Annotated in this window: 15 protein-coding genes and 3 tRNA genes; 14 read left to right on the top strand and 4 right to left on the bottom strand. The window is 55.0% G+C overall.

The features are described 5' to 3' along the window. Window positions 1-84 precede the first annotated feature (84 nt). The 3 genes from mscM to rsgA form a co-directional block, all read right to left on the bottom strand. Window positions 85-3,420 (bottom strand): miniconductance mechanosensitive channel MscM, encoded by a 3,336-nt coding sequence (mscM, locus tag HHI26_RS14740; protein ID WP_133842566.1) that lies wholly within the window; start codon window positions 3,418-3,420, stop codon window positions 85-87. Between the two features lie 9 nt (window positions 3,421-3,429). Next, on the bottom strand, window positions 3,430-4,329 hold the full coding sequence (gene asd / locus HHI26_RS14735) for an archaetidylserine decarboxylase (protein WP_133842565.1): 900 nt from the start codon (window positions 4,327-4,329) through the stop codon (window positions 3,430-3,432). Between the two features lie 139 nt (window positions 4,330-4,468). Beyond that, window positions 4,469-5,527: a small ribosomal subunit biogenesis GTPase RsgA gene (rsgA, locus tag HHI26_RS14730; RefSeq protein WP_133842564.1), complete on the bottom strand. Its 1,059-nt coding sequence runs from the start codon at window positions 5,525-5,527 to the stop codon at window positions 4,469-4,471. Between the two features lie 119 nt (window positions 5,528-5,646). On the opposite strand from rsgA, the gene orn reads away from it, so the two are divergent. The 4 genes from orn (at window position 5,647) to HHI26_RS14710 (ending at window position 6,948) form a co-directional block, all read left to right on the top strand. Next, entirely contained in the window at window positions 5,647-6,192 is a 546-nt protein-coding gene (orn, locus tag HHI26_RS14725; RefSeq protein ID WP_133842744.1) for an oligoribonuclease, read from the top strand. Between the two features lie 196 nt (window positions 6,193-6,388). Beyond that, a tRNA-Gly gene (locus HHI26_RS14720) sits at window positions 6,389-6,464 on the top strand. Between the two features lie 28 nt (window positions 6,465-6,492). Beyond that, window positions 6,493-6,568: transfer RNA gene (locus HHI26_RS14715), tRNA-Gly, on the top strand. Between the two features lie 304 nt (window positions 6,569-6,872). Beyond that, window positions 6,873-6,948, top strand: a tRNA-Gly gene (locus HHI26_RS14710). A gap of 314 nt (window positions 6,949-7,262) precedes the next feature. Here HHI26_RS14710 and queG read toward each other — a convergent pair. After that, window positions 7,263-8,402, bottom strand: coding sequence for a tRNA epoxyqueuosine(34) reductase QueG (gene queG, locus HHI26_RS14705; protein ID WP_133842563.1), 1,140 nt, complete (start codon window positions 8,400-8,402; stop codon window positions 7,263-7,265). Here queG and nnr point away from each other — a divergent pair. The 10 genes from nnr (at window position 8,401) to HHI26_RS14655 (ending at window position 19,467) form a co-directional block, all read left to right on the top strand. After that, window positions 8,401-9,924: a bifunctional ADP-dependent NAD(P)H-hydrate dehydratase/NAD(P)H-hydrate epimerase gene (gene nnr, locus HHI26_RS14700; RefSeq protein WP_167864322.1), complete on the top strand. Its 1,524-nt coding sequence runs from the start codon at window positions 8,401-8,403 to the stop codon at window positions 9,922-9,924. The two genes, queG and nnr, sit on opposite strands and share 2 nt — an antisense overlap. Beyond that, the gene (tsaE, locus tag HHI26_RS14695) at window positions 9,921-10,397 is read left to right on the top strand and encodes a tRNA (adenosine(37)-N6)-threonylcarbamoyltransferase complex ATPase subunit type 1 TsaE (RefSeq protein ID WP_133842561.1); all 477 of its coding nucleotides are present in this window, start codon (window positions 9,921-9,923) and stop codon (window positions 10,395-10,397) included. Before nnr ends, tsaE begins: the two co-directional genes overlap by 4 nt. Continuing rightward, window positions 10,394-12,070: an N-acetylmuramoyl-L-alanine amidase AmiB gene (amiB, locus tag HHI26_RS14690; RefSeq protein WP_133842560.1), complete on the top strand. Its 1,677-nt coding sequence runs from the start codon at window positions 10,394-10,396 to the stop codon at window positions 12,068-12,070. Before tsaE ends, amiB begins: the two co-directional genes overlap by 4 nt. 69 nt (window positions 12,071-12,139) lie before the next feature. Beyond that, the gene (mutL, locus tag HHI26_RS14685; protein ID WP_171149286.1) at window positions 12,140-13,987 is read left to right on the top strand and encodes a DNA mismatch repair endonuclease MutL; all 1,848 of its coding nucleotides are present in this window, start codon (window positions 12,140-12,142) and stop codon (window positions 13,985-13,987) included. After that, a complete protein-coding gene (gene miaA / locus HHI26_RS14680; protein WP_133842558.1) occupies window positions 13,980-14,930 on the top strand; it encodes a tRNA (adenosine(37)-N6)-dimethylallyltransferase MiaA in 951 nt (316 codons plus the stop codon). Before mutL ends, miaA begins: the two co-directional genes overlap by 8 nt. A gap of 102 nt (window positions 14,931-15,032) precedes the next feature. Further along, complete coding sequence (gene hfq / locus HHI26_RS14675) at window positions 15,033-15,344, top strand: RNA chaperone Hfq (protein WP_062745674.1); 312 nt, start codon at window positions 15,033-15,035, stop codon at window positions 15,342-15,344. Window positions 15,345-15,574: 230 nt separating this feature from the next. Further along, window positions 15,575-16,855, top strand: coding sequence for a ribosome rescue GTPase HflX (hflX, locus tag HHI26_RS14670; RefSeq protein ID WP_133842557.1), 1,281 nt, complete (start codon window positions 15,575-15,577; stop codon window positions 16,853-16,855). Window positions 16,856-16,923: 68 nt separating this feature from the next. Continuing rightward, a complete protein-coding gene (gene hflK / locus HHI26_RS14665) occupies window positions 16,924-18,174 on the top strand; it encodes an FtsH protease activity modulator HflK (RefSeq protein ID WP_133842556.1) in 1,251 nt (416 codons plus the stop codon). Between the two features lie 3 nt (window positions 18,175-18,177). Then, window positions 18,178-19,182, top strand: a complete 1,005-nt coding sequence (gene hflC / locus HHI26_RS14660) for a protease modulator HflC (protein ID WP_133842555.1) — start codon at window positions 18,178-18,180, stop codon at window positions 19,180-19,182. 84 nt (window positions 19,183-19,266) lie between these two features. After that, a complete protein-coding gene (locus HHI26_RS14655; protein ID WP_133842554.1) occupies window positions 19,267-19,467 on the top strand; it encodes a DUF2065 domain-containing protein in 201 nt (66 codons plus the stop codon). The last annotated feature ends 22 nt before the right edge of the window (window positions 19,468-19,489 follow it).

Raw genomic sequence — 19,489 nt, 5'->3', positions numbered from 1 at the left:
GTGAAACGGGCTGACCGAAAAACGAGGTCAGCCCTTGGGTGTCGGGGGCGATTATTTTTTCCGATCGCCCCGTGGTTCAGATTCTTATAACCCGCCCGATTTGTAGTTTCTTGCCGCTGGTGCGCCGTTGCTGGCCGGGGTTTTACGCCCAATAGTTTCCATACGAACCTGGAACGGTGGGAACGGCATTTCCAGCCCGTGTTCCTGATAGCCACGCAGGATCAACTGATGCAGCTCATGGCGCAGCGGCATACGGTGCCCCATTTCTGCCGCGTGAATGCGCAGCTCAAACAGCTGAATACCCTGCTGTAAATCCACCAGGAACGCTTCCGGCTGCGGTGTATCCAGCACGTAGCTGCAACGCTGTGCAGCCGTCAGCAGGACGTTGGTCACTTCTTCGCTGTTGGCTTCAGCCGGTGCCGGGATCGTCAGCACTACGCGGGTGACGGAGTCCGACAGCGACCAGTTGATAAACTGTTCAGTGATAAAGGCCTTATTCGGCACGATAATTTCTTTGCGATCCCAGTCCGTAATCGTCGTGGCACGGGTGTTAATCCGCGTGATGCTGCCGGTGAGTTCGCGGATCGTGACGGTATCCCCGATGCGGATCGGTTTCTCAAACAGGATGATCAGACCAGAGATAAAATTGGCGAAGATCTCCTGCAGCCCAAAGCCCAGCCCCACGGTTAAACCGGCGACCAGCCACTGTAATTTCGACCAGTCGATACCAATCAGCGAGAACCCCGCCAGGCCGCCAATCAGAATCAGCAGATATTTCGTCAGGGTGGTGATCGCATAACCGGTCCCTGGCGTCAGGCTAAGGTGTTGCAGCAGCGCCAGCTCCAGCAGGGCAGGCATATTGCGCACCAACTGGGTGGTAATGATCAGCACCAGGACTGCGATCATCACCGATCCGAGCGTGATCGGTTGCAGGCTTTCGACGCCCTGAACGGTGGTGCTGACATCCCACAAGCGGATATTTTCCAGGAAACCAAAGGCGGAGTGAATCTCTGACCAGAGCACAATCACGGAGACCAGCGCAATCAGCGTCAGGATTGAGCGTACCAGGCGTAATGACTGTGCGCTGATGGCATCAAGGTCAATGACCGGCTCTTCCACATCCACGCTATCGACGGCGGTCTGTTGTGCCGCCACTTCTTCTTCGCCGCGTGCACGCTGAGCAAGGATTTCAGCACGGCGCTGACGGGCGCGATCAAAAGCGATGCGTCGCCGCTGGATCAGCATCCAGCGGCGGATAATATGGTAAATCACCAGCAGCAGGAACCAGATGGCCACCGAGGTTTCCAGACGTGCCAGCAGAGCCTGCGCGGTGGCCAGATAGCCGATGCAGGAAGCCAGTGCCGCCACCATCGGAATGGCGATCATCGCATTCCACAGCACGTTATTAATAAAGTTCTCACCGTTGCCCTCCTTGTCGAGGTGCAGCGGGATACCGGCACGCTTCAGGCTGACGGTCACCATGCTGAGCGCACCACAAATCAGGATAAAACACAGACGCCCGAGGGTGGCTGAGAATTGACGATCTTCGAGATTATCGAAGGCGATCAGCATCATCATCAGCGGCACGACCAGGCCGATGCACAGCGTGTAGAAACGCATAGCGCGTGCCACGCGGGTTTGTGGCCAGCGGAAATGGACGATAAACAGACCCTGCGGGCGGGCAAACGTATTACTGACCATAAAGGCCCACAGCAGCGGTACGCTGGCGGTCACGCCGTCACCGATGGCGATGGCGATAGGATAGGGCCAGGCATGCTGTAAACCGTAACCCAGTGCCGCCCACAGCACCGGCAGCGGTAACGCCACCAGAATCGACCAGAACACGGTACGCAGTGTCAGGCTGAAATGATCCTGGGTGACTTTGCCGACCTTGCTGGAGGCGCGTTCAAGGAATTTACGGAAATGGCGGCGCGAGCTGATACTGAAGCCGACCAGCAGCATCGCGCCCAGCAGAGGCAGCACGGTTTCGCGGCTGGTGACCATCATCACCATTGCGCCACCCAGCTGGCCCAGGGTATCCAGCGACAGCAGACGGTGCAGGTCGCGCGCCAGATCAAGCGGGTAGCTGAAGTCCACCGGGCTGACATCGGCCGTCCAGAACAGATAGCGGTGCGTGGCTTCTTTCACTTCATTTAGCGCATCCACCAGCTGGCTGTTACCGACTTTTAGCTTGGTCACGCCAAGGATCAGGTTATCGCAGCCGGAGAGCAGGGAGGTGAGCAGTTCGCGTTGGGTTTTCAGCTGCGCATCCAGAATGCGTCGCTGTTCTGCGGTCAGATTGCTGTTGTCATCCTGGCGCAGCTGAAGCAGCGATTTCTGACGTTCCAGCAGGTCTTCATAATAGAGACGCTGGACGCGCAGCTGGGCCATTTCGTTATCCAGCTGCTGAGGTTTTGGCATATCTGGCAGACGAGCCACCTGCGCACGCAGCGCTTCGCCCAGCACATTGGATACGCCCAGCCATTGCGACTGTTCACGGATGGTGCTCAGTGCCTGACGAACCTGGATGGTCTGATTGGCGGCGGTGCGCTGCTGCGACGCCACCAGATCCATACGCTGCGCCTGCTGATTCAGTGCGCTGGACAGTTCACGGTTAACGCGGAACTGTTCGGTGATGCCTTTGGGCATATCACCGCTGTTTTCCGCCAACTGTTCTGTGCGGGCCAGCGCCATTTCAGCTTCACGCTGGCGCAGGCTGTTCAGCTGGTTACGTAAATCCTGTAGGTAGGCATCCAGGCTGGCGGCTTTACGCTGGTGTACTTCGGCACGCATACGCGCCAGTTCCTGGCGATTGTTAGCCGACAACTGTGCCAGTTCGAGTTCATCGACCCGGGCTTTTTGTGCCGCAGACTCAGCCTGACGCTGTGCCAGCTGTGCCTGACCCAGCGGTGTGGTCGGGGCGGGTTGCCCCTGTAAACGGCGTTCGATCTCATTCAGCGCCCGGCGGGCTTCTGTTTGTTGCTGCGGTAACTGGGAAAGTGAATCACTGATTTCGCGTGCGCGATCCTGCTCCTGCTGAACCTGGCGGCTCTCTTCCAGCAACTGGCTGCTGACCTGTAAGATCTCCTGATCAAGGTCAGCGGCACTCATGTTGCTGCGCAAAGGCTTGCTGCTGTCCGTCAGCGTGACGACCTGCTGACGTAACTCGCGGGAAAGTTTAGGAAAATCGTCAATGACCTGCTGGTAATCCTGAGTGAGGTTGAGCGAGTTTTGACGCTCGTCCAGCCAGGTTAGCGTGGATTGCAGGGCATCGACGATAGCCGTCTGATTCGCCGACGTCTTGTCTGACTTCGCCTCTTCCAGCTGCTGTTTGATCAGCGATGCATCCGGTGCGCTGGCGGCATAAACCGGCTGGAGTAAGCTCCAGCCTAATAAAAAAGTGAGAATCAGACGTGACATGGCAATTCGCTATGGATGGTGGAGGACGTCTTCCGCACTTTCTTTCTGCAGTGCGATGGCCAGCGTGGCGCCAAGACGGGTTTTACTTTCTGCCGCCAGGCTTTCAGCCAGCTTCACTTTGCCTGGTGCGAACAGGTTGATGACGGTAGATCCCAGTTTGAAACGGCCCATTTCCTGGCCTTTCAACAACACGACAGAACCTTCGGCATCGGCACCTGGCCAGCTCCAGCGTTTGATCACTCCTTCACGGGGTGGCGTAACGGTGCCGGACCATACGGTTTCAATACTGCCCACGATGGTTGCACCCACCAGAATCTGCGCCATTGGTCCAAATTCAGTATCAAACAGACAGATGACGCGTTCATTACGCGCAAACAGGTTGGGAATGTTCTGCGCGGTCAGTGGGTTCACGGAGTAGAGATCGCCCGGAACGTAGATCATTTCACGCAGGATACCATTACACGGCATATGGACACGGTGGTAGTCACGCGGTGCGAGGTACGTGGTGACAAACTCGCCATCACGGAACATATCGGTCATCGCGGCGTTGCCTGCCAGCAGTGCTTCCAGCGAATAGGTATGGCCTTTGGCCTGGAAAATCTGCTCACCTTCAATATGGCCGAGCTGGCTGATAGCACCATCTGCAGGCAGGATCAGCAGGTTCGGGTCCGTTTCAATCGGACGCGCATCGTCACGCAGCGGGCGGACGAAAAAGTCGTTAAAGGTGCGATAGCTGGCGGTATCAGGCTTCTGCGCCTCTTTCATATCCACTTTGTAGTACCAGACAAAAGCATCAATCACTGCTTTGGTCAGCCATCCACCGCGCTTGCTGGCACCCCAGCCGGCCAGTTCAGTCAGGGCTTTTTTAGGCAGTAAGTTATTCAGGCCGAGTTTAATACGATCTAACACGTTAGCCTCCTGGCTCAAATCAGACGGGTATAGCGCTTTAAAATAAAAGGGGGCGGATTGTAGCAGCGCCCGGAGGTTTAGGCTATTGCCTGACTCTCAGGGCGGCTGCAGGTGGTTCACGCCACGCGGGCAGGTGCAATCAGTTTTTGTCCGTGGTGAAGCGACGGGTTTTACCCTGCACTTCAGACATGGTTTCCAGAATCAGGTGATAGTTAACGAAACGCGATTCGTTGATCTCACCTTTATCCACCGCTTCGCGAATCGCGCAGCCGGGATCGTTGTCATGTTTACAGTCACGGAATTTGCATCCACCCAGATAGTCACGGAATTCGACAAATCCTTGCGTGATTTGTTCCGGCTCCAGATGCCACAAACCAAATTCACGTACGCCTGGGGAGTCAATCACATCACCGCCTTGCGGGAAGTGATAGAGACGGGAGGCGGTGGTGGTGTGCTGACCCAGGCCTGAGTTATCTGAGACGTCATTGGTGAGGATCTCAGCATGGCTCAGTTCCAGCCCCAGCAGAGCGTTCAGCAGGCTGGATTTCCCCACGCCAGACTGCCCGGCGAAGATGCTGATACGATCGGTCAGTGCCTGCTCCAGTTCAACCAGCCCCTCTTTACGATGGCTGGATACCATCAGCACGTTGTAGCCAATATGACGATAGATATCCATTTGCTCATCAACAAAGGCACGGCCTTCATCATCCAGCAAATCGGTTTTATTCAGTACCAGCAATGGCTCAACGCCCAGCGTCTCACAGGCCACCAGATAGCGGTCAATGATGTTCAGCGACAGTTCCGGCAAAATAGCCGAGACCACCACAATCTGATTGATGTTGGCCGCAATGGGCTTCACGCCGTCATAGAAATCAGGACGGGTCAGTACCGAGGTACGTTCATGAACGGCTTCAACAATACCTTTAACGGTGGCACCGCCTTCAACGCCTGGACGCCAGCGCACACGGTCACCGGTCACCAGCGAACGAATGGTGCGGCGGATGTTACAACGGTGAACGGAACCATCCGCATCTTCCACATCAGCATGCATACCAAAACGGCTGATCACCACGCCATCGCGAACTTCACCGAACAGATTGTCATCTGGCTCAGGTTTATCAGCACGCTGCTTCAGGCGACGATCGTGGTTGGCACTTACGCGACGTTGCTGACCCTTGGATAGTTTGTTTTTAGTCACTGTTCCTCACACCGGTTTTGCATATTTCGCCCTGACAGGGCAAAAGGACTATCATACACGCTACTTAACCCTGCAGCCCTATACTCTGCATCATTCGAGTATACATTGTGAGACGTACTATGACTGCCAATGCCAACAACCTGATTTGGATTGACCTTGAAATGACCGGGCTGGACCCGGAGCAGGACCGTATTATTGAGATCGCCACACTGGTGACCGATGCCGATCTGAATATCCTGGCGGAAGGGCCGGTACTTGCTGTCCACCAGTCCGATGCCCAACTGGCGTTAATGGACGAGTGGAATGTGCGCACGCACACCAACAGCGGCCTGGTCGAGCGTGTTAAAGCCAGTCAGTACGATGAAGAAGCCGCCGTGCAGGCCACGATTGCGTTCCTGAAAGAGTGGGTGCCCATCAACAGTTCTCCGATCTGTGGCAACAGCATTGGCCAGGATCGCCGCTTCCTGTTCAAATATATGCCGGAACTGGAAGCCTACTTCCACTATCGTTACCTGGATGTCAGCACGCTGAAAGAGCTGGCGCGTCGCTGGAAACCGGAGATCCTGCCAGGGTTCAAAAAGCAGGGCACCCACCAGGCAATGGACGATATCCGCGAGTCCGTGGCAGAACTGGCCTATTACCGCGAGCATTTCATTCAGCTGTGATGTTTTAACGATCTGGATGAAAAAGGGGGAAACCCCGATAAATGGCTCAAAAATGCCGATTAAATCAGCGCAATGACGTTTTAATCGGCAGTCGGAAGAAAAAAAACAAAAAATGTTAGTGGCAGGGTTGCGAGGAGAGAGAATTCTCGTATAATGCGCACCCCGTACCGGTGAAGAATTTTCATCGTTACCCAGAGCGGGAATAGCTCAGTTGGTAGAGCACGACCTTGCCAAGGTCGGGGTCGCGAGTTCGAGTCTCGTTTCCCGCTCCAATTTTTAAAGCAGTAAAGCACCACCCAAGCGGGAATAGCTCAGTTGGTAGAGCACGACCTTGCCAAGGTCGGGGTCGCGAGTTCGAGTCTCGTTTCCCGCTCCAAAATTTTGATTGCAGACAAGATGTATCGTCTACAACCTGTAGAAAAAGAGCCGAAAGGCTCTTTTTTTATGCCTGAAGATAAGCCATGCCTTTCCTGCAGTGGTCAGCGAATGCCGCCGTGCAGGGTACTTATGTGCGAAAATTGTACAGGCCACGATCGGCATTAAATTTTTTTCACGCAAGTCTTGCCAGCATCAGCAAACGGGTCCATAATAGCGACCTCTCCTCCGGAAGGAAGAGTTAAAAGCTAAAACAATCAAGTAGTTATAAGATGTTTAGCGCAGAAATTCAGCAGTACTCCTAAGCGGGAATAGCTCAGTTGGTAGAGCACGACCTTGCCAAGGTCGGGGTCGCGAGTTCGAGTCTCGTTTCCCGCTCCAAATAAAAATCTTTCTCAATTGCCTTCCAAATTATCCACAGCGCTAAGCGCAGTGCGGTAGCCCGTTTTTACATGGGCCAAAAATGTTTTAAACAGACTTATCCACAGCCTATGTTGTTGATCTTCGCGCGAGAAAAAACAGCCGCTAATTAGTTGTTATACGTAACTTGCTGTTTTATATATTATTGTGAATATTTCAAATTGTTATCTGGATCACTTGTGGTTTCTGTGACGGTTGAATGACAACGACTTTTTATTTTTATTCACAGCATGTGGAAAAGATTCCGCGTGGGTAATATTCCGTATGTTGTGCAATTAAGCATCACGCGGTAATCCCTTCTCAATGACGCGAACCAGACGTTTTTGCTGGTTGTTCTGAACGTCGACCCTGTTTTCTTCACGTCGTGCTAACTGGCAGCCAATAGCCCAGTCGATATGCTCATCCAGCATGTTGTTTTCGCCCCGTCGTGTTTCCAGCGCCGCCAGATGCTTTTCATCCCAGGGAGCGTTGCCCAGCGCTACCGCAATATTACGCAACCAGCGCAGATGACCAATACGTCGGATAGCCGATCCTTCCGTGATACGCAGAAATTTCGCTTCATCCCAGGCAAAAAGTTCGATCAACGGTGGAGCGTGTAACACCGCTCGCGGGCTAAAATCATCTTCATCGGTGAGCTGACCGTAGCGGTTCCACGGACAGATCAGCTGGCAGTCATCGCAACCATAAATACGATTTCCGATTAATGGACGAAACTCTTCCGGGATCGCGCCTTCTAACTCAATCGTGAGGTAGGAGATACAGCGGCGGGCATCAACGGTATAGGGTTCGACAATCGCACCCGTTGGGCAGGTGGTGATACAGGCCACGCAGCGCCCGCAGTTTTCTTCCACCGTTTGATCTACGGGTAATGGCAGGTCGATCAGTAATTCGCCAAGAAAAAACCACGACCCCGCTTCACGATTAAGGATCAGCGAGTGTTTGCCTGTCCAGCCCAGGCCCGCTTTGGCGGCCAGTGGGCGTTCCAGCAGCGGGGCAGAGTCGACAAAGGGTCGGAACTGGGCCTCGCTACAGTGTTCGCGGATCTTATCGCCGAGCTTTTTCAGTCGATTACGTAATACTTTGTGGTAATCGCGGCCAAGAGCATAACGGCTGACATAACCGAGGCGCGGATTTTTCAGCGTGCTGGCAAAGGCGGCTTTTGCCGGCAGATAATTCATCCGCACGCTGATCACCCGTAACGTGCCGGGAAGCAGTTCATGGGGACGGGCGCGCATCATGCCATGACGCGCCATCCAGTCCATTTCTCCGTGATATTGTTTATCCAGCCAGGCCTGAAGACGCGGCTCTTCCAGCGTTAAGTCGGTATCACAGATACCCACCTGCTGAAAGCCGAGGTCAAGACCCCACTGTTTAATATCCAGAGCGAGTTGATGGAAATCGAGAGGATGCGACATGAATGACCTGAACCAGCAAAAAGACCCGGTCAGTTTACCCTATTCTGTCTGGCCTGTGGAGGCGATAGCCAGGCTGGAGCGCGAGGGGGCGGACAATCTTGGCATCACCCTGTTCGAATTGATGCAGCGAGCGGGGGAGGCTGCCTTCAGTCTGCTGCGCCAGCAGTGGCCGCATGCGCAACACTGGGTGATTCTGTGCGGACCGGGTAACAACGGCGGTGACGGCTTTGTGGTGGCGCGCCTGGCGCAGGCGGCCGGTGTGGAAGTGGCCCTGATTGCGGTGGAGAGTGACAGCGCGCTGCCGGAGGAAGCTCGTCAGGCACGTGAAAACTGGCTGGCGGCCGGAGGCGTGATCCACGATGTCTCGTTTGCATGGCCAGAAAAGACAGATGTCATTGTTGATGCCCTGCTGGGTACCGGTCTCAATCGCCCTCCTGCTTTTCCCTATGACCGTCTTATTGAGCAGGCAAACCACCATACTGCGCCGGTTTTCTCTCTGGATATTCCTTCCGGGTTAGTGGCTGCTAACGGGACAGTGCCCGGAGTGGTAATAGATGCCCAACACACGCTGACATTTGTGGGGCTAAAACCAGGTTTGCTAACGGGTAAGGCGCGTGACCATGTCGGTCAGCTACATTGCCACAGTCTGAATCTTGATGCGTGGTTGCAGACCCGGTCTGCGCCCATCGCGCGTTACGATGCTCATCATCTGGCCGCCTGGCTGCCGCCTCGTCGTCCCACCTCGCACAAAGGGGATCACGGGCGACTGCTGGTTATCGGGGGCGATCATGGCACTGCCGGGGCCATTCGAATGACGGCTGAGGCCGCATTACGTTCGGGGTCAGGGCTGGTGCGAGTGCTTACTCACATTGAGAATGTTGGCCCGCTGTTGACTGCACGGCCCGAGCTGATGGTGCAGGAGATGACGGCAGAGACGCTGGATGCAGGCCTGGAATGGGCTGATGTCATTGTGATTGGCCCCGGTCTTGGCCAGGGTGAATGGGGTAAGAAAGCCTTGAAAAAGGTAGAAAATACTCAGAAAACGATGCTTTGGGACGCCGATGCGCTTAACCTGCTGGCAATCAGCCCCGATAAACGTCAAAATCGGGTTATTACGCCGCATCCCGGCGAAGCCGCAAGGCTCTTGAACACTAAAGTTAGCGATATTGAGAGTGACCGCTTACTGGCTGTACGGCGTCTGCAAAAGCGTTATGGTGGCGTTGTGGTACTGAAAGGTGCCGGGACGCTCATCGCCAGCGAGCAGGGCGAACTGGCGATTGCTGATGTCGGCAACGCCGGTATGGCCAGCGGGGGAATGGGAGATGTGTTATCTGGTATCATCGGCAGCCTGGCAGGGCAAAAGCTCTCACTGTACGATGCCGCCTGCGCAGGATGCGTAGTGCACGGAGCGGCGGCAGACGCAGTGGCGCAACGTCGCGGTACACGCGGAATGTTAGCCACCGATTTGTTCTCCGAGCTGTATCTGTTTGTCAATCCTGAGATCTCGAATACTAAAGAATGATGACCTGTGTAATTGCGTTGCCCGATGAGGCAGCAACCCTCGCATTGGGTGCCCGCCTGGCCCGCGCCTGTGATGGCGCGGCGACCCTCTATCTCTATGGCGATCTGGGGGCGGGTAAAACCACTTTCAGCCGCGGATTCTTGCAGGCACTCGGCCATCAGGGCAATGTGAAAAGCCCTACCTACACACTGGTTGAGCCCTATGTCCTGCCGGATCGCCGGGTTTATCATTTCGATCTGTACCGCTTGTCTGACCCGGAAGAACTGGAGTTTATGGGAATTCGTGATTACTTTGGCCCTGACAGCTTGTGTCTGGTCGAATGGCCGCAGCAGGGCGCGGGTGTTCTGCCCGAGCCGGATCTGGAACTGCACCTCAGTTATCAGGGGCATGCGCGCGAAGCCTTATTGCGTGCCTGCTCGCCTGCGGGTGAAGTGATGCTGGCGCGGATGACCGCTGAGCAGGGTGGCGCATGATGTTGCGATTGAAAGCCTGGTGTCTGCTGGCGCTGTTCTGCTGTTCATTTAGCTCACTGGCGGCAAATTTATCGGATATTAAAGTCTCGAACGGCAGTAACCAGGCGGAAGTGACCCTGAGCTTTGCCGGTCAGCCCGTCTATGCCTTTTTCCCGCTGCATAACCCGGACCGGGTGGTGCTGGATATTCGCCAGAGCGGGATTGTTCAAGGGCTGCCGCTGAATTTCAGCGGTGAAAATATTGTCAAACGCATTCGTTCCAGTACGGCGAAAGACAGCCAGAGTATCCGGCTTGTCTTTGAGCTCACCCAGCGTGGGAAAACGCGTGCGGTCACCCAGCGTAACGGCAATAATTACAACGTGGTGTTTACCATTACAGGTACGCAGCCTGCCGCACAAACCGCCAGTCCCAATGCGCCAGTCAGCAGTGTCTCCCGTTCACGTCCAGCCAGTCAGCCTGGGAAAAGCCCGTTTGATGCTAATCCGGTGACGTCGGTCAGCAGCGGCAATCAGGTCGCACGCCCGCGCAGCGCGGCCAGTAGCAACGATACGGTGATTGTGGCGATCGATGCCGGTCACGGTGGTCAGGACCCCGGTGCCATTGGCGGCGGTGGCTTGAAAGAGAAAAACGTCACCATTGCGATTGCGCGTAAGCTGAAAGAGCTGCTCAATGCCGACCCGATGTTTAAAGGGGTGATGACCCGCGACGGCGACTACTTTATCTCCGTGATGGGGCGTTCGGATGTGGCGCGTAAACAGAATGCGAATATGCTGGTTTCTATTCATGCTGACGCCGCACCTAACCGCTCAGCATCCGGGGCATCGGTCTGGGTGCTGTCGAACCGTCGTGCCAATAGTGAAATGGCTGGCTGGCTGGAGCAGCATGAGAAGCAATCAGAACTGTTGGGGGGGGCAGGTGACCTGTTAGCCAACAGCCAGGCCGATCCCTACCTGAGCCAGGCAGTGCTGGACTTACAGTTCGGCCATTCGCAGCGTGTCGGCTACGATGTGGCAGTGAAAGTGATTGCGCAGTTGCAACGCGTAGGCGCACTGCACAAACGCCGGCCGGAACATGCCAGCCTGGGCGTATTGCGCTCGCCGGATATTCCTTCTCTGCTGGTGGAAACCGGCTTTATCAGTAACCCTTCGGAGGAGCGACTGCTTGGCAGTAGCGCTTACCAGCAGAAGATTGCCGAGTCGATTTATAAAGGCCTGCGCAACTACTTCCTGGCGCACCCGCTACAATCGATCCCAAAGGAGGAAAACCGACCGTTGCAAGCCGCAACGGCGGTTGAAGTCGAGGCTAACCCGGCACCAACAGCGACCGAATACACTGGCGCAACGCAGCGCCATGTGGTGAAACGCGGTGAAACGTTATCCGGTATCGCCGCCAGCTACGGTGTCAGCATGTCGACACTGCGCTCCATGAACACCCTGAAAAAAGATGTGGTGTGGGTGGGACAGCGTCTGAAAGTGCCAGCAGGCAGTAAAACGGCCGCCATCGCCAGTGTGGCAAAAAGCAAAAAGCCGGCCCGGCATAAAGTGGTCCGTGGCGATTCGCTGACGGCGATTGCGGCGAAATATGGCGTTAGCCCGCAGGCTATCCAGCAGGCGAATAAGATGAAGTCTCAGAATGTGATGCTTGGCCAGACATTAAAAATTCCGGCGTCATAATCTCGTGCGGGGCATACCTCGCCCCTCCCCAGGGGGCAGGCATGCCTGGCCCTTTTCTAAGGATAAATCATGCCCATTCAGGTATTACCGCCACAACTTGCTAATCAGATTGCCGCTGGTGAAGTCGTTGAACGCCCGGCATCGGTGGTGAAAGAGCTGGTGGAAAATAGTCTGGATGCGGGCGCAACGCGCATTGATATCGATATCGAAAAAGGCGGCGCAAAGCTGATCCGCATTCGTGATAACGGTTGCGGCATTACTAAAGATGAGCTGGCGATGGCACTGGCGCGCCACGCCACCAGTAAGATCACGACGCTGGACGATCTGGAGGCGATTATCAGCCTCGGATTTCGTGGCGAGGCGCTGGCCAGTATCAGCTCGGTGTCGCGTCTGATCCTGACATCGCGAACGGAAGCGCAGAGCGAAGCCTGGCAAGCCTATGCCGAAGGGCGCGATCAGGCGGTGACCGTCAAACCGGCGGCGCACCCGGTAGGCACCACGCTGGAAGTGCTGGATTTGTTCTATAACACCCCGGCGCGCCGCAAATTCATGCGCACCGAAAAAACCGAATTTACCCACATTGATGAAGTGATCCGGCGTATCGCGCTGGCACGCTTTGATGTGGCGATCTCCCTCACCCACAACGGAAAGCTGGTGCGTCAGTATCGCGGCGTCAGTGATAGTACGCAGCGTGAGCGCCGTGTGGCGGCCATCTGCGGCACCGCTTTTATGACTCACGCCCTTGCCATTGAATGGCAGCACGGCGATCTGAGTTTACGCGGTTGGGTGGCTGACCCGGTGGGGTCAAAAGCGCTGACGGAATTACAATATTGCTATGTTAACGGCCGCATGATGCGTGACCGTTTGATCAATCACGCTATCCGTCAGGCCTATCAGGACAAACTGGGGGAGCAGCATCAGCCTGCTTATGTCCTGTATCTGGAAATTGACCCGCATCAGGTGGATGTCAACGTACATCCGGCGAAGCATGAGGTGCGTTTTCATCAGTCGCGCCTGGTGCATGACTTTATTTATCAAGGCGTGGTGAGTGTATTACAGGAAACCGGTGCTGAAACACTGCCTGAAATGTCCTCTGCCTCTGCCGAACGTTGGCAGCCGGAAAACCGCCAGGCGGCAGGGGGGAATCATTTTGCTGAACCTGCGCCGGCGACGCCACCGCGTGCTGCCCCGGCGGGAAATACCGGGAGCGGCGGCAATAGCTGGCAGCGGCAGGAGCCGCAGTATCAGAAACGTGAAGGTGCCGTCTATCAGCAACTATTGAACACCCCGGCACGCAGTGAAGAGCCGAGCCCCGTGGCGGTCGCCGCAAAAGAAGACAAACCGGCACCGTTGAGCGGGCATGTGCACAGCTTTGGGCGAGTGCTGACGGTAGTACGTGAACAGTATGCGCTGGTTGACGGAACATCGGGTGTGGCATTAATCGCGCTGGCAGTGGCAGAGCGCTGGCTGAAACAGACACAGCTGGAGCCCGGTAGCGAGGGGTTGAAACCTCAGCCGCTATTGATTCCGGTCCGATTGAAGCTGGAGAAGGCAGAGCGCGAGGCAGGTAACCGAAATGCTGCCTTATTGAGCGAGATGGGCATTGACCTGCTGTTTGACGCTCATCATGTGATGTTACGCGCCGTGCCTTTACCATTACGCCAACAAAATTTACAAAACTTGATTCCAGAAATGTTAGGGTATCTGGCCCGGCAGCAAGATGCTTCAGCGAGCCAGACAGCGCAGTGGTTAGCGCGCCAGTCGGTTTCTGAACATCAGCACTGGAATCACTCGCAGGCGATTACCTTGCTGGCTGAAGTCGAACGACTTTGCCCGCAGTTAGTGAAGTCGCCACCTTCTGGATTATTGCAATACATCGATATTGAATCGGCGATGAACGCCCTGAAGCATGAGTGAACAATCCATGGCTGGCCTGCCTAAGGCAATATTTTTGATGGGGCCTACGGCCTCCGGTAAAACCTCTCTGGCAATTGCATTGCGTCAGGCGTTACCGGTAGAGCTGATTAGTGTTGATTCAGCGCTGATCTACCGCGGGATGGATATTGGTACCGCCAAGCCATCCGCAGAAGAACTTGCGCTCGCGCCCCATCATTTGCTGGACATACGCGATCCGTCTGAGGCCTATTCGGCCGCAGAATTTCGGCGCGATGCACTGGCCGAAATGGCGGAAATTACCCGGCGGGGAAATATTCCGTTGCTTGTTGGAGGCACCATGCTCTATTACAAGGCGTTACTGGAAGGATTATCGCCGTTGCCCTCGGCCGATCCAGAGGTACGTCAGCGTATTGAGCAGATGGCGAACGAAGAAGGCTGGGAAGCCCTTCATCGCCAGTTATGTGATGTAGATCCCGTTGCTGGAAGTCGTATTCATCCGAATGATCCCCAGAGACTCTCGCGAGCACTGGAAGTTTTTTTTATTTCGGGTAAAACTTTAACGGAACTGACAAAAACGTCGGGCGATCCCCTGCCATATGATGTCTCACAGTTTGCTATCGCACCGGCGAGCCGTGAACTGATTCATCAGCGTATTGAGCAGCGGTATCATCAGATGCTGGCGTCAGGATTTGAAGCGGAAGCTCGGGCGCTTTTTGCCCGAGGTGATTTGCATACGGACATGCCTTCCATTCGTTGTGTTGGTTATCGCCAGATGTGGTCATTTTTATCCGGTGAAATTGATTACGATGACATGGTTTATCGGGGAATTTGCGCAACCCGGCAGTTGGCGAAACGACAGATGACCTGGTTACGCGGCTGGAAGGAAGTTCACTGGCTTGACAGCGAACAGCCTGATGCTGCTTACCACCGAGTGTTACAGGTTCTTAGTGCGAAGCCTGGGTGATTGTGTACAATTGGTGCATTATCTTGCGCAAATTTTTTACGTCGTATTTCGAACCTTATGGTTCTTAAGTTACAAACAACAAGCATATAAGGAAAAGATAGAATGGCTAAGGGGCAATCATTGCAAGATCCGTTCTTGAACGCACTGCGTCGCGAACGTGTTCCGGTTTCGATTTATTTGGTAAATGGCATCAAACTTCAGGGCCAGATCGAGTCGTTTGATCAATTTGTTATTCTTTTGAAAAACACGGTTAGTCAGATGGTGTACAAGCACGCGATCTCTACCGTTGTTCCGTCCCGTCCGGTCTCCCACCATAGCAACAATGCAGGTGGCGGAAGCAGCAACTATCATCATAGCGGAAGTAACCAGGGGGCAGCTTCTCAGCCTCAGCAAGACAGTGATGACGCTGAATAAGTAGCGTGGCTGTCCCTCCAAGACGGGGAGTCTTATAATCCCGGTTCCCCGTCCTGGCAATATTTTTATGGCAACGAATCTATCGCCTGGCTTCCTTATTGCGCTTAAGACATTAAGTGAATCCATGCAAAAAACGCCGTTTAGTGAGCTGAACGCGCATTTTGAATCTGGTTTTGACGCAGTATGGCCAACGCGCAGCAGGTTTAACAAAGTATCGAGAGGTTTTCAGTTTGTTTGACCGTTATGATGCCGGTGAGCAGGCCGTACTGGTGCACATCTATTTCTCGCAAGACAGAGATACAGAAGATTTACAGGAGTTTGAAACTCTGGTGTCTTCTGCTGGCGTAGAAGCGCTGCGTGTCGTTACAGGCAGCCGCAAGGCGCCACACCCCAAATATTTTGTCGGTGAAGGAAAGGCTGTAGAAATTGCCGATGCGGTAAAAGAGAGCGGTGCCTCCGTGGTGCTGTTCGATCACGCCTTGAGTCCGGCACAGGAGCGAAACCTGGAAGCCCTGTGTGAGTGCCGCGTCATTGACCGCACCGGACTGATCCTGGATATCTTCGCCCAACGCGCCCGAACCCATGAAGGTAAATTGCAGGTTGAGCTGGCGCAGCTGCGTCACCTTGCCACGCGACTGGTTCGCGGTTGGACGCACCTTGAACGCCAGAAAGGCGGTATTGGTCTACGCGGCCCGGGTGAAACCCAGTTAGAAACCGACCGTCGTTTACTGCGTAACCGTATTACGCTGATTCTTTCCCGTCTTGAACGCGTCTCTAAGCAGCGCGAGCAGGGCAGGCAGGCCCGTAACAAGGCCGATGTCCCAACCGTTTCGCTGGTGGGATACACCAACGCCGGTAAGTCCACATTATTCAATCGCCTGACCACCTCCGAGGTGTATGTGGCTGACCAACTGTTTGCCACCCTCGACCCGACGTTACGTCGTGTTGATGTGGTTGATGTGGGCGAAGTGGTACTGGCCGATACCGTGGGTTTTATTCGCCATCTGCCCCATGATCTGGTGGCGGCGTTTAAAGCCACGTTGCAGGAAACTCGTGAGGCGACGCTGTTGCTGCACGTGATTGATGCAGCGGATGCCCGGCTTGATGACAACATCGAAGCGGTCAACGTGGTGTTGGAAGAAATTGAATCCGATGAAATCCCCAGCCTGCTGGTGATGAATAAAATCGATATGCTGGATGATTTTGTTCCGCGTATCGACCGTGATGAAGAAAACCTGCCCATCCGTGTCTGGCTTTCAGCCCAGACGGGGGAAGGAATTCCACTGTTATTCCAGGCGCTGACTGAGCGCCTGGCCGGTGAAATCGCGCAGTATGATTTACGCCTGCCGCCAGCAGCTGGGCGGTTACGTAGCCGCTTTTACCAGTTGCAGGCGATAGAGAAAGAGTGGAATGAAGACGATGGTAGCGTAGGGTTACATGTGCGCATGCCAATCGTTGACTGGCGTCGCCTGTGTAAACAGGAACCCTCGTTGGTCGATTATATTGTTTAACTGATGTTGCCTGACACGTGTATCCCGGCCTGGGATACCACCGCACACACAATTAATGGAGTATAAACATGGCGTGGAATCAGCCCGGGAATAACGGACAGGACCGCGACCCGTGGGGAAGCAGCAATAACCAAGGCGGCAACTCTGGGGGAAATAAAGGAGGGCGCGATAAGGGGCCTCCTGATTTAGATGATATCTTCCGTAAGCTGAGCAATAAGCTCGGTGGCCTGGGCGGTGGTAAAAAAGGCGGTGACGGCAACGGCAGTGGCCAGCGCAAACCCGGCAATGCCGGACGTCTGGTCGGTATCGTGGCGGTAGCAGCAGTGGTTATCTGGGCTGCCAGCGGCTTCTATACCATCAAAGAGGCCGAGCGCGGCGTGGTAACACGCTTCGGGAAGTTCAGTCATCTGGTCGAGCCGGGTCTGAACTGGAAACCGACCTTCGTTGATCAGGTGCGTGCGGTGAACGTGGAGGCGGTGCGTGAGCTGTCGGCTTCCGGCACCATGCTGACCTCTGATGAAAACGTTGTGCGCGTTGAGATGAACGTGCAGTACCGCGTGACCAACCCGGAACGTTATCTGTTTGCTGTGACCAGCGCTGATGACAGCCTGCGTCAGGCAACCGACAGCGCCCTGCGTGGCGTTATCGGTCGTTCAACCATGGACCGTATTCTGACCGAAGGCCGTACCGTGGTGCGTAGCGAAACCCAGCGTGAGCTGGAAGAAACTGTGCGTCCGTACGATATGGGTATTACCCTTCTGGACGTCAACTTCCAGACAGCGCGTCCGCCGGAAGATGTGAAAGCCTCCTTCGATGATGCGATTGCTGCACGTGAAAACCGTGAGCAGGCTGTTCGTGAAGCGGAAGCTTACGCTAATGACAAACTGCCACGTGCACGTGGTGATGCACAGGGGATTCTGGAACAGGCTCGTGCCTACAAATCTCGTGTCACACTGGAAGCGCAGGGTGAAGTCGACAGCTTCGCGCGTATTCTGCCGGAGTACAAAGCGGCACCGCAGATTACCCGTGAACGTCTGTATATCGAAACCATGGAGCGCGTGCTGGGCCATACCCGCAAGGTGCTGGTTAACGATAAAGGCAGCAATCTGATGGTATTGCCACTGGATCAGCTGATGCGTGGCCAGGGCGGTGCATCTGCCAGTGGTCAGGATGGAAGCGGCGGTCTGCTGCGTCTGCCACCGGCATCAGGCAGTAACGAGCGCGCCAGCGGCAGTTCGTCGTTCAGTCCGGACGACATTATGGATCAGCGCCGGGTGAATGCTCAGCGTAACGATACCCAGCGCGAAGGGAGAGAGTAAGCGATGCGTAAGCCATTAATCGTACTATTGATTGTTGTGCTGGTGGTGCTGTACGCGTCACTGTTTGTTGTGCAGGAAGGCCAGCGTGGCATTGTGATGCGCTTCGGTAAAGTACTGCGCGATTCTGAAAATAAACCTCTGGTCTACGCGCCAGGCCTGCACTTCAAGATCCCGTTCCTGGAATCTGTGAAGTCACTTGATGCGCGTATTCAGACGATGGACAACCAGGCCGATCGCTTCGTCACTAAAGAGAAGAAAGACCTGATCGTTGATTCCTACATCAAATGGCGTGTCAGCGACTTTAGCCGTTACTACCTCGCCACCGGCGGTGGTGATGTCTCTCAGGCCGAAGTGCTGCTGAAACGTAAGTTCAGTGACCGTCTGCGTTCTGAGATTGGTCGTCTGGATGTCAAAGACATCGTGACTGACTCTCGTGGCCGTCTGACGACTGATGTACGTGATGCGCTGAACACCGGTAGTGCAGGCCAGGATGATGAAGTGGCAACGCCAGCCGCCGATGATGCGATTGCATCTGTAGCGAAACGCGTTGAAAGCGAGACGAACAGCAACGAACCGGCTATCAACCCGAACAGTATGGCGGCGTTGGGTATCCAGGTGGTTGATGTGCGCATCAAGCAGATTAACCTGCCAACGGAAGTGTCTGACGCTATCTATGCACGTATGCGTGCCGAGCGTGAATCTGTTGCCCGTAGCCAGCGTGCTCAGGGTGCAGAAGAAGCCGCGAAGGTCAGAGCTCAGGCAGATTATGAAGTGGAACGTACACTGGCTGAAGCGCGTCGTCAGGCTCTGATTACTCAGGGTGAAGGTGATGCGGAAGTGGCGAAACTGTTTGCTGATTCGTTCAGCCAGGATCCTGATTTCTATGCCTTTATCCGTAGCCTGCGTGCTTACGAAAACAGCTTCAAGAGCAATCAGGATGTCATGGTGCTCAGTCCGGATAGCGACTTCTTCCGCTTTATGAAGAGCCCGTCTACCACGACGCGCTAATCCGCTGATAGTGCACTCTAAGGGCCGGAAATTCCGGCCCTTTTTTTATGTTTCTTTTAATGGCAAAGACAGTGAGTGAATAACATGAACGCAACAGTGTGGATGGCGCTGGGGTTAGTGCTGGTATTTGAGGGATTAGGCCCGATGCTGTATCCGCGCCTCTGGCGGCGGATGATCATCACCATGGCGCGGATGCCGGATGGCCTGCTGCGGCGAGTCGGGGGTGGTCTGGTGGTTGCCGGTGCGGTGATCTACTACATGGTGAGCCGGGGTAATGGTGGTTAAGTGTGTCGCGTACTGTAATCCC

This window comes from Erwinia sp. JH02 (genome assembly GCF_013074405.1).
Lineage (GTDB): Bacteria > Pseudomonadota > Gammaproteobacteria > Enterobacterales > Enterobacteriaceae > Erwinia > Erwinia rhapontici.
This window is presented reverse-complemented; position numbering and strand designations above follow the sequence as displayed.

Bases quoted from the DNA above. Each gene is read 5' to 3' on its own strand.
- mscM (WP_133842566.1), bottom strand. From the start codon at position 3,420: ATGTCACGTCTGATTCTCACTTTTTTATTAGGCTGGAGCTTACTCCAG.
- orn (WP_133842744.1), top strand. From the start codon at position 5,647: ATGACTGCCAATGCCAACAACCTGATTTGGATTGACCTTGAAATGACC.
- nnr (WP_167864322.1), top strand. From the start codon at position 8,401: ATGAATGACCTGAACCAGCAAAAAGACCCGGTCAGTTTACCCTATTCT.
- queG (WP_133842563.1), bottom strand. From the start codon at position 8,402: ATGTCGCATCCTCTCGATTTCCATCAACTCGCTCTGGATATTAAACAG.
- tsaE (WP_133842561.1), top strand. From the start codon at position 9,921: ATGATGACCTGTGTAATTGCGTTGCCCGATGAGGCAGCAACCCTCGCA.
- amiB (WP_133842560.1), top strand. From the start codon at position 10,394: ATGATGTTGCGATTGAAAGCCTGGTGTCTGCTGGCGCTGTTCTGCTGT.
- mutL (WP_171149286.1), top strand. From the start codon at position 12,140: ATGCCCATTCAGGTATTACCGCCACAACTTGCTAATCAGATTGCCGCT.
- miaA (WP_133842558.1), top strand. From the start codon at position 13,980: ATGAGTGAACAATCCATGGCTGGCCTGCCTAAGGCAATATTTTTGATG.
- hfq (WP_062745674.1), top strand. From the start codon at position 15,033: ATGGCTAAGGGGCAATCATTGCAAGATCCGTTCTTGAACGCACTGCGT.
- hflK (WP_133842556.1), top strand. From the start codon at position 16,924: ATGGCGTGGAATCAGCCCGGGAATAACGGACAGGACCGCGACCCGTGG.
- hflC (WP_133842555.1), top strand. From the start codon at position 18,178: ATGCGTAAGCCATTAATCGTACTATTGATTGTTGTGCTGGTGGTGCTG.
- HHI26_RS14655 (WP_133842554.1), top strand. From the start codon at position 19,267: ATGAACGCAACAGTGTGGATGGCGCTGGGGTTAGTGCTGGTATTTGAG.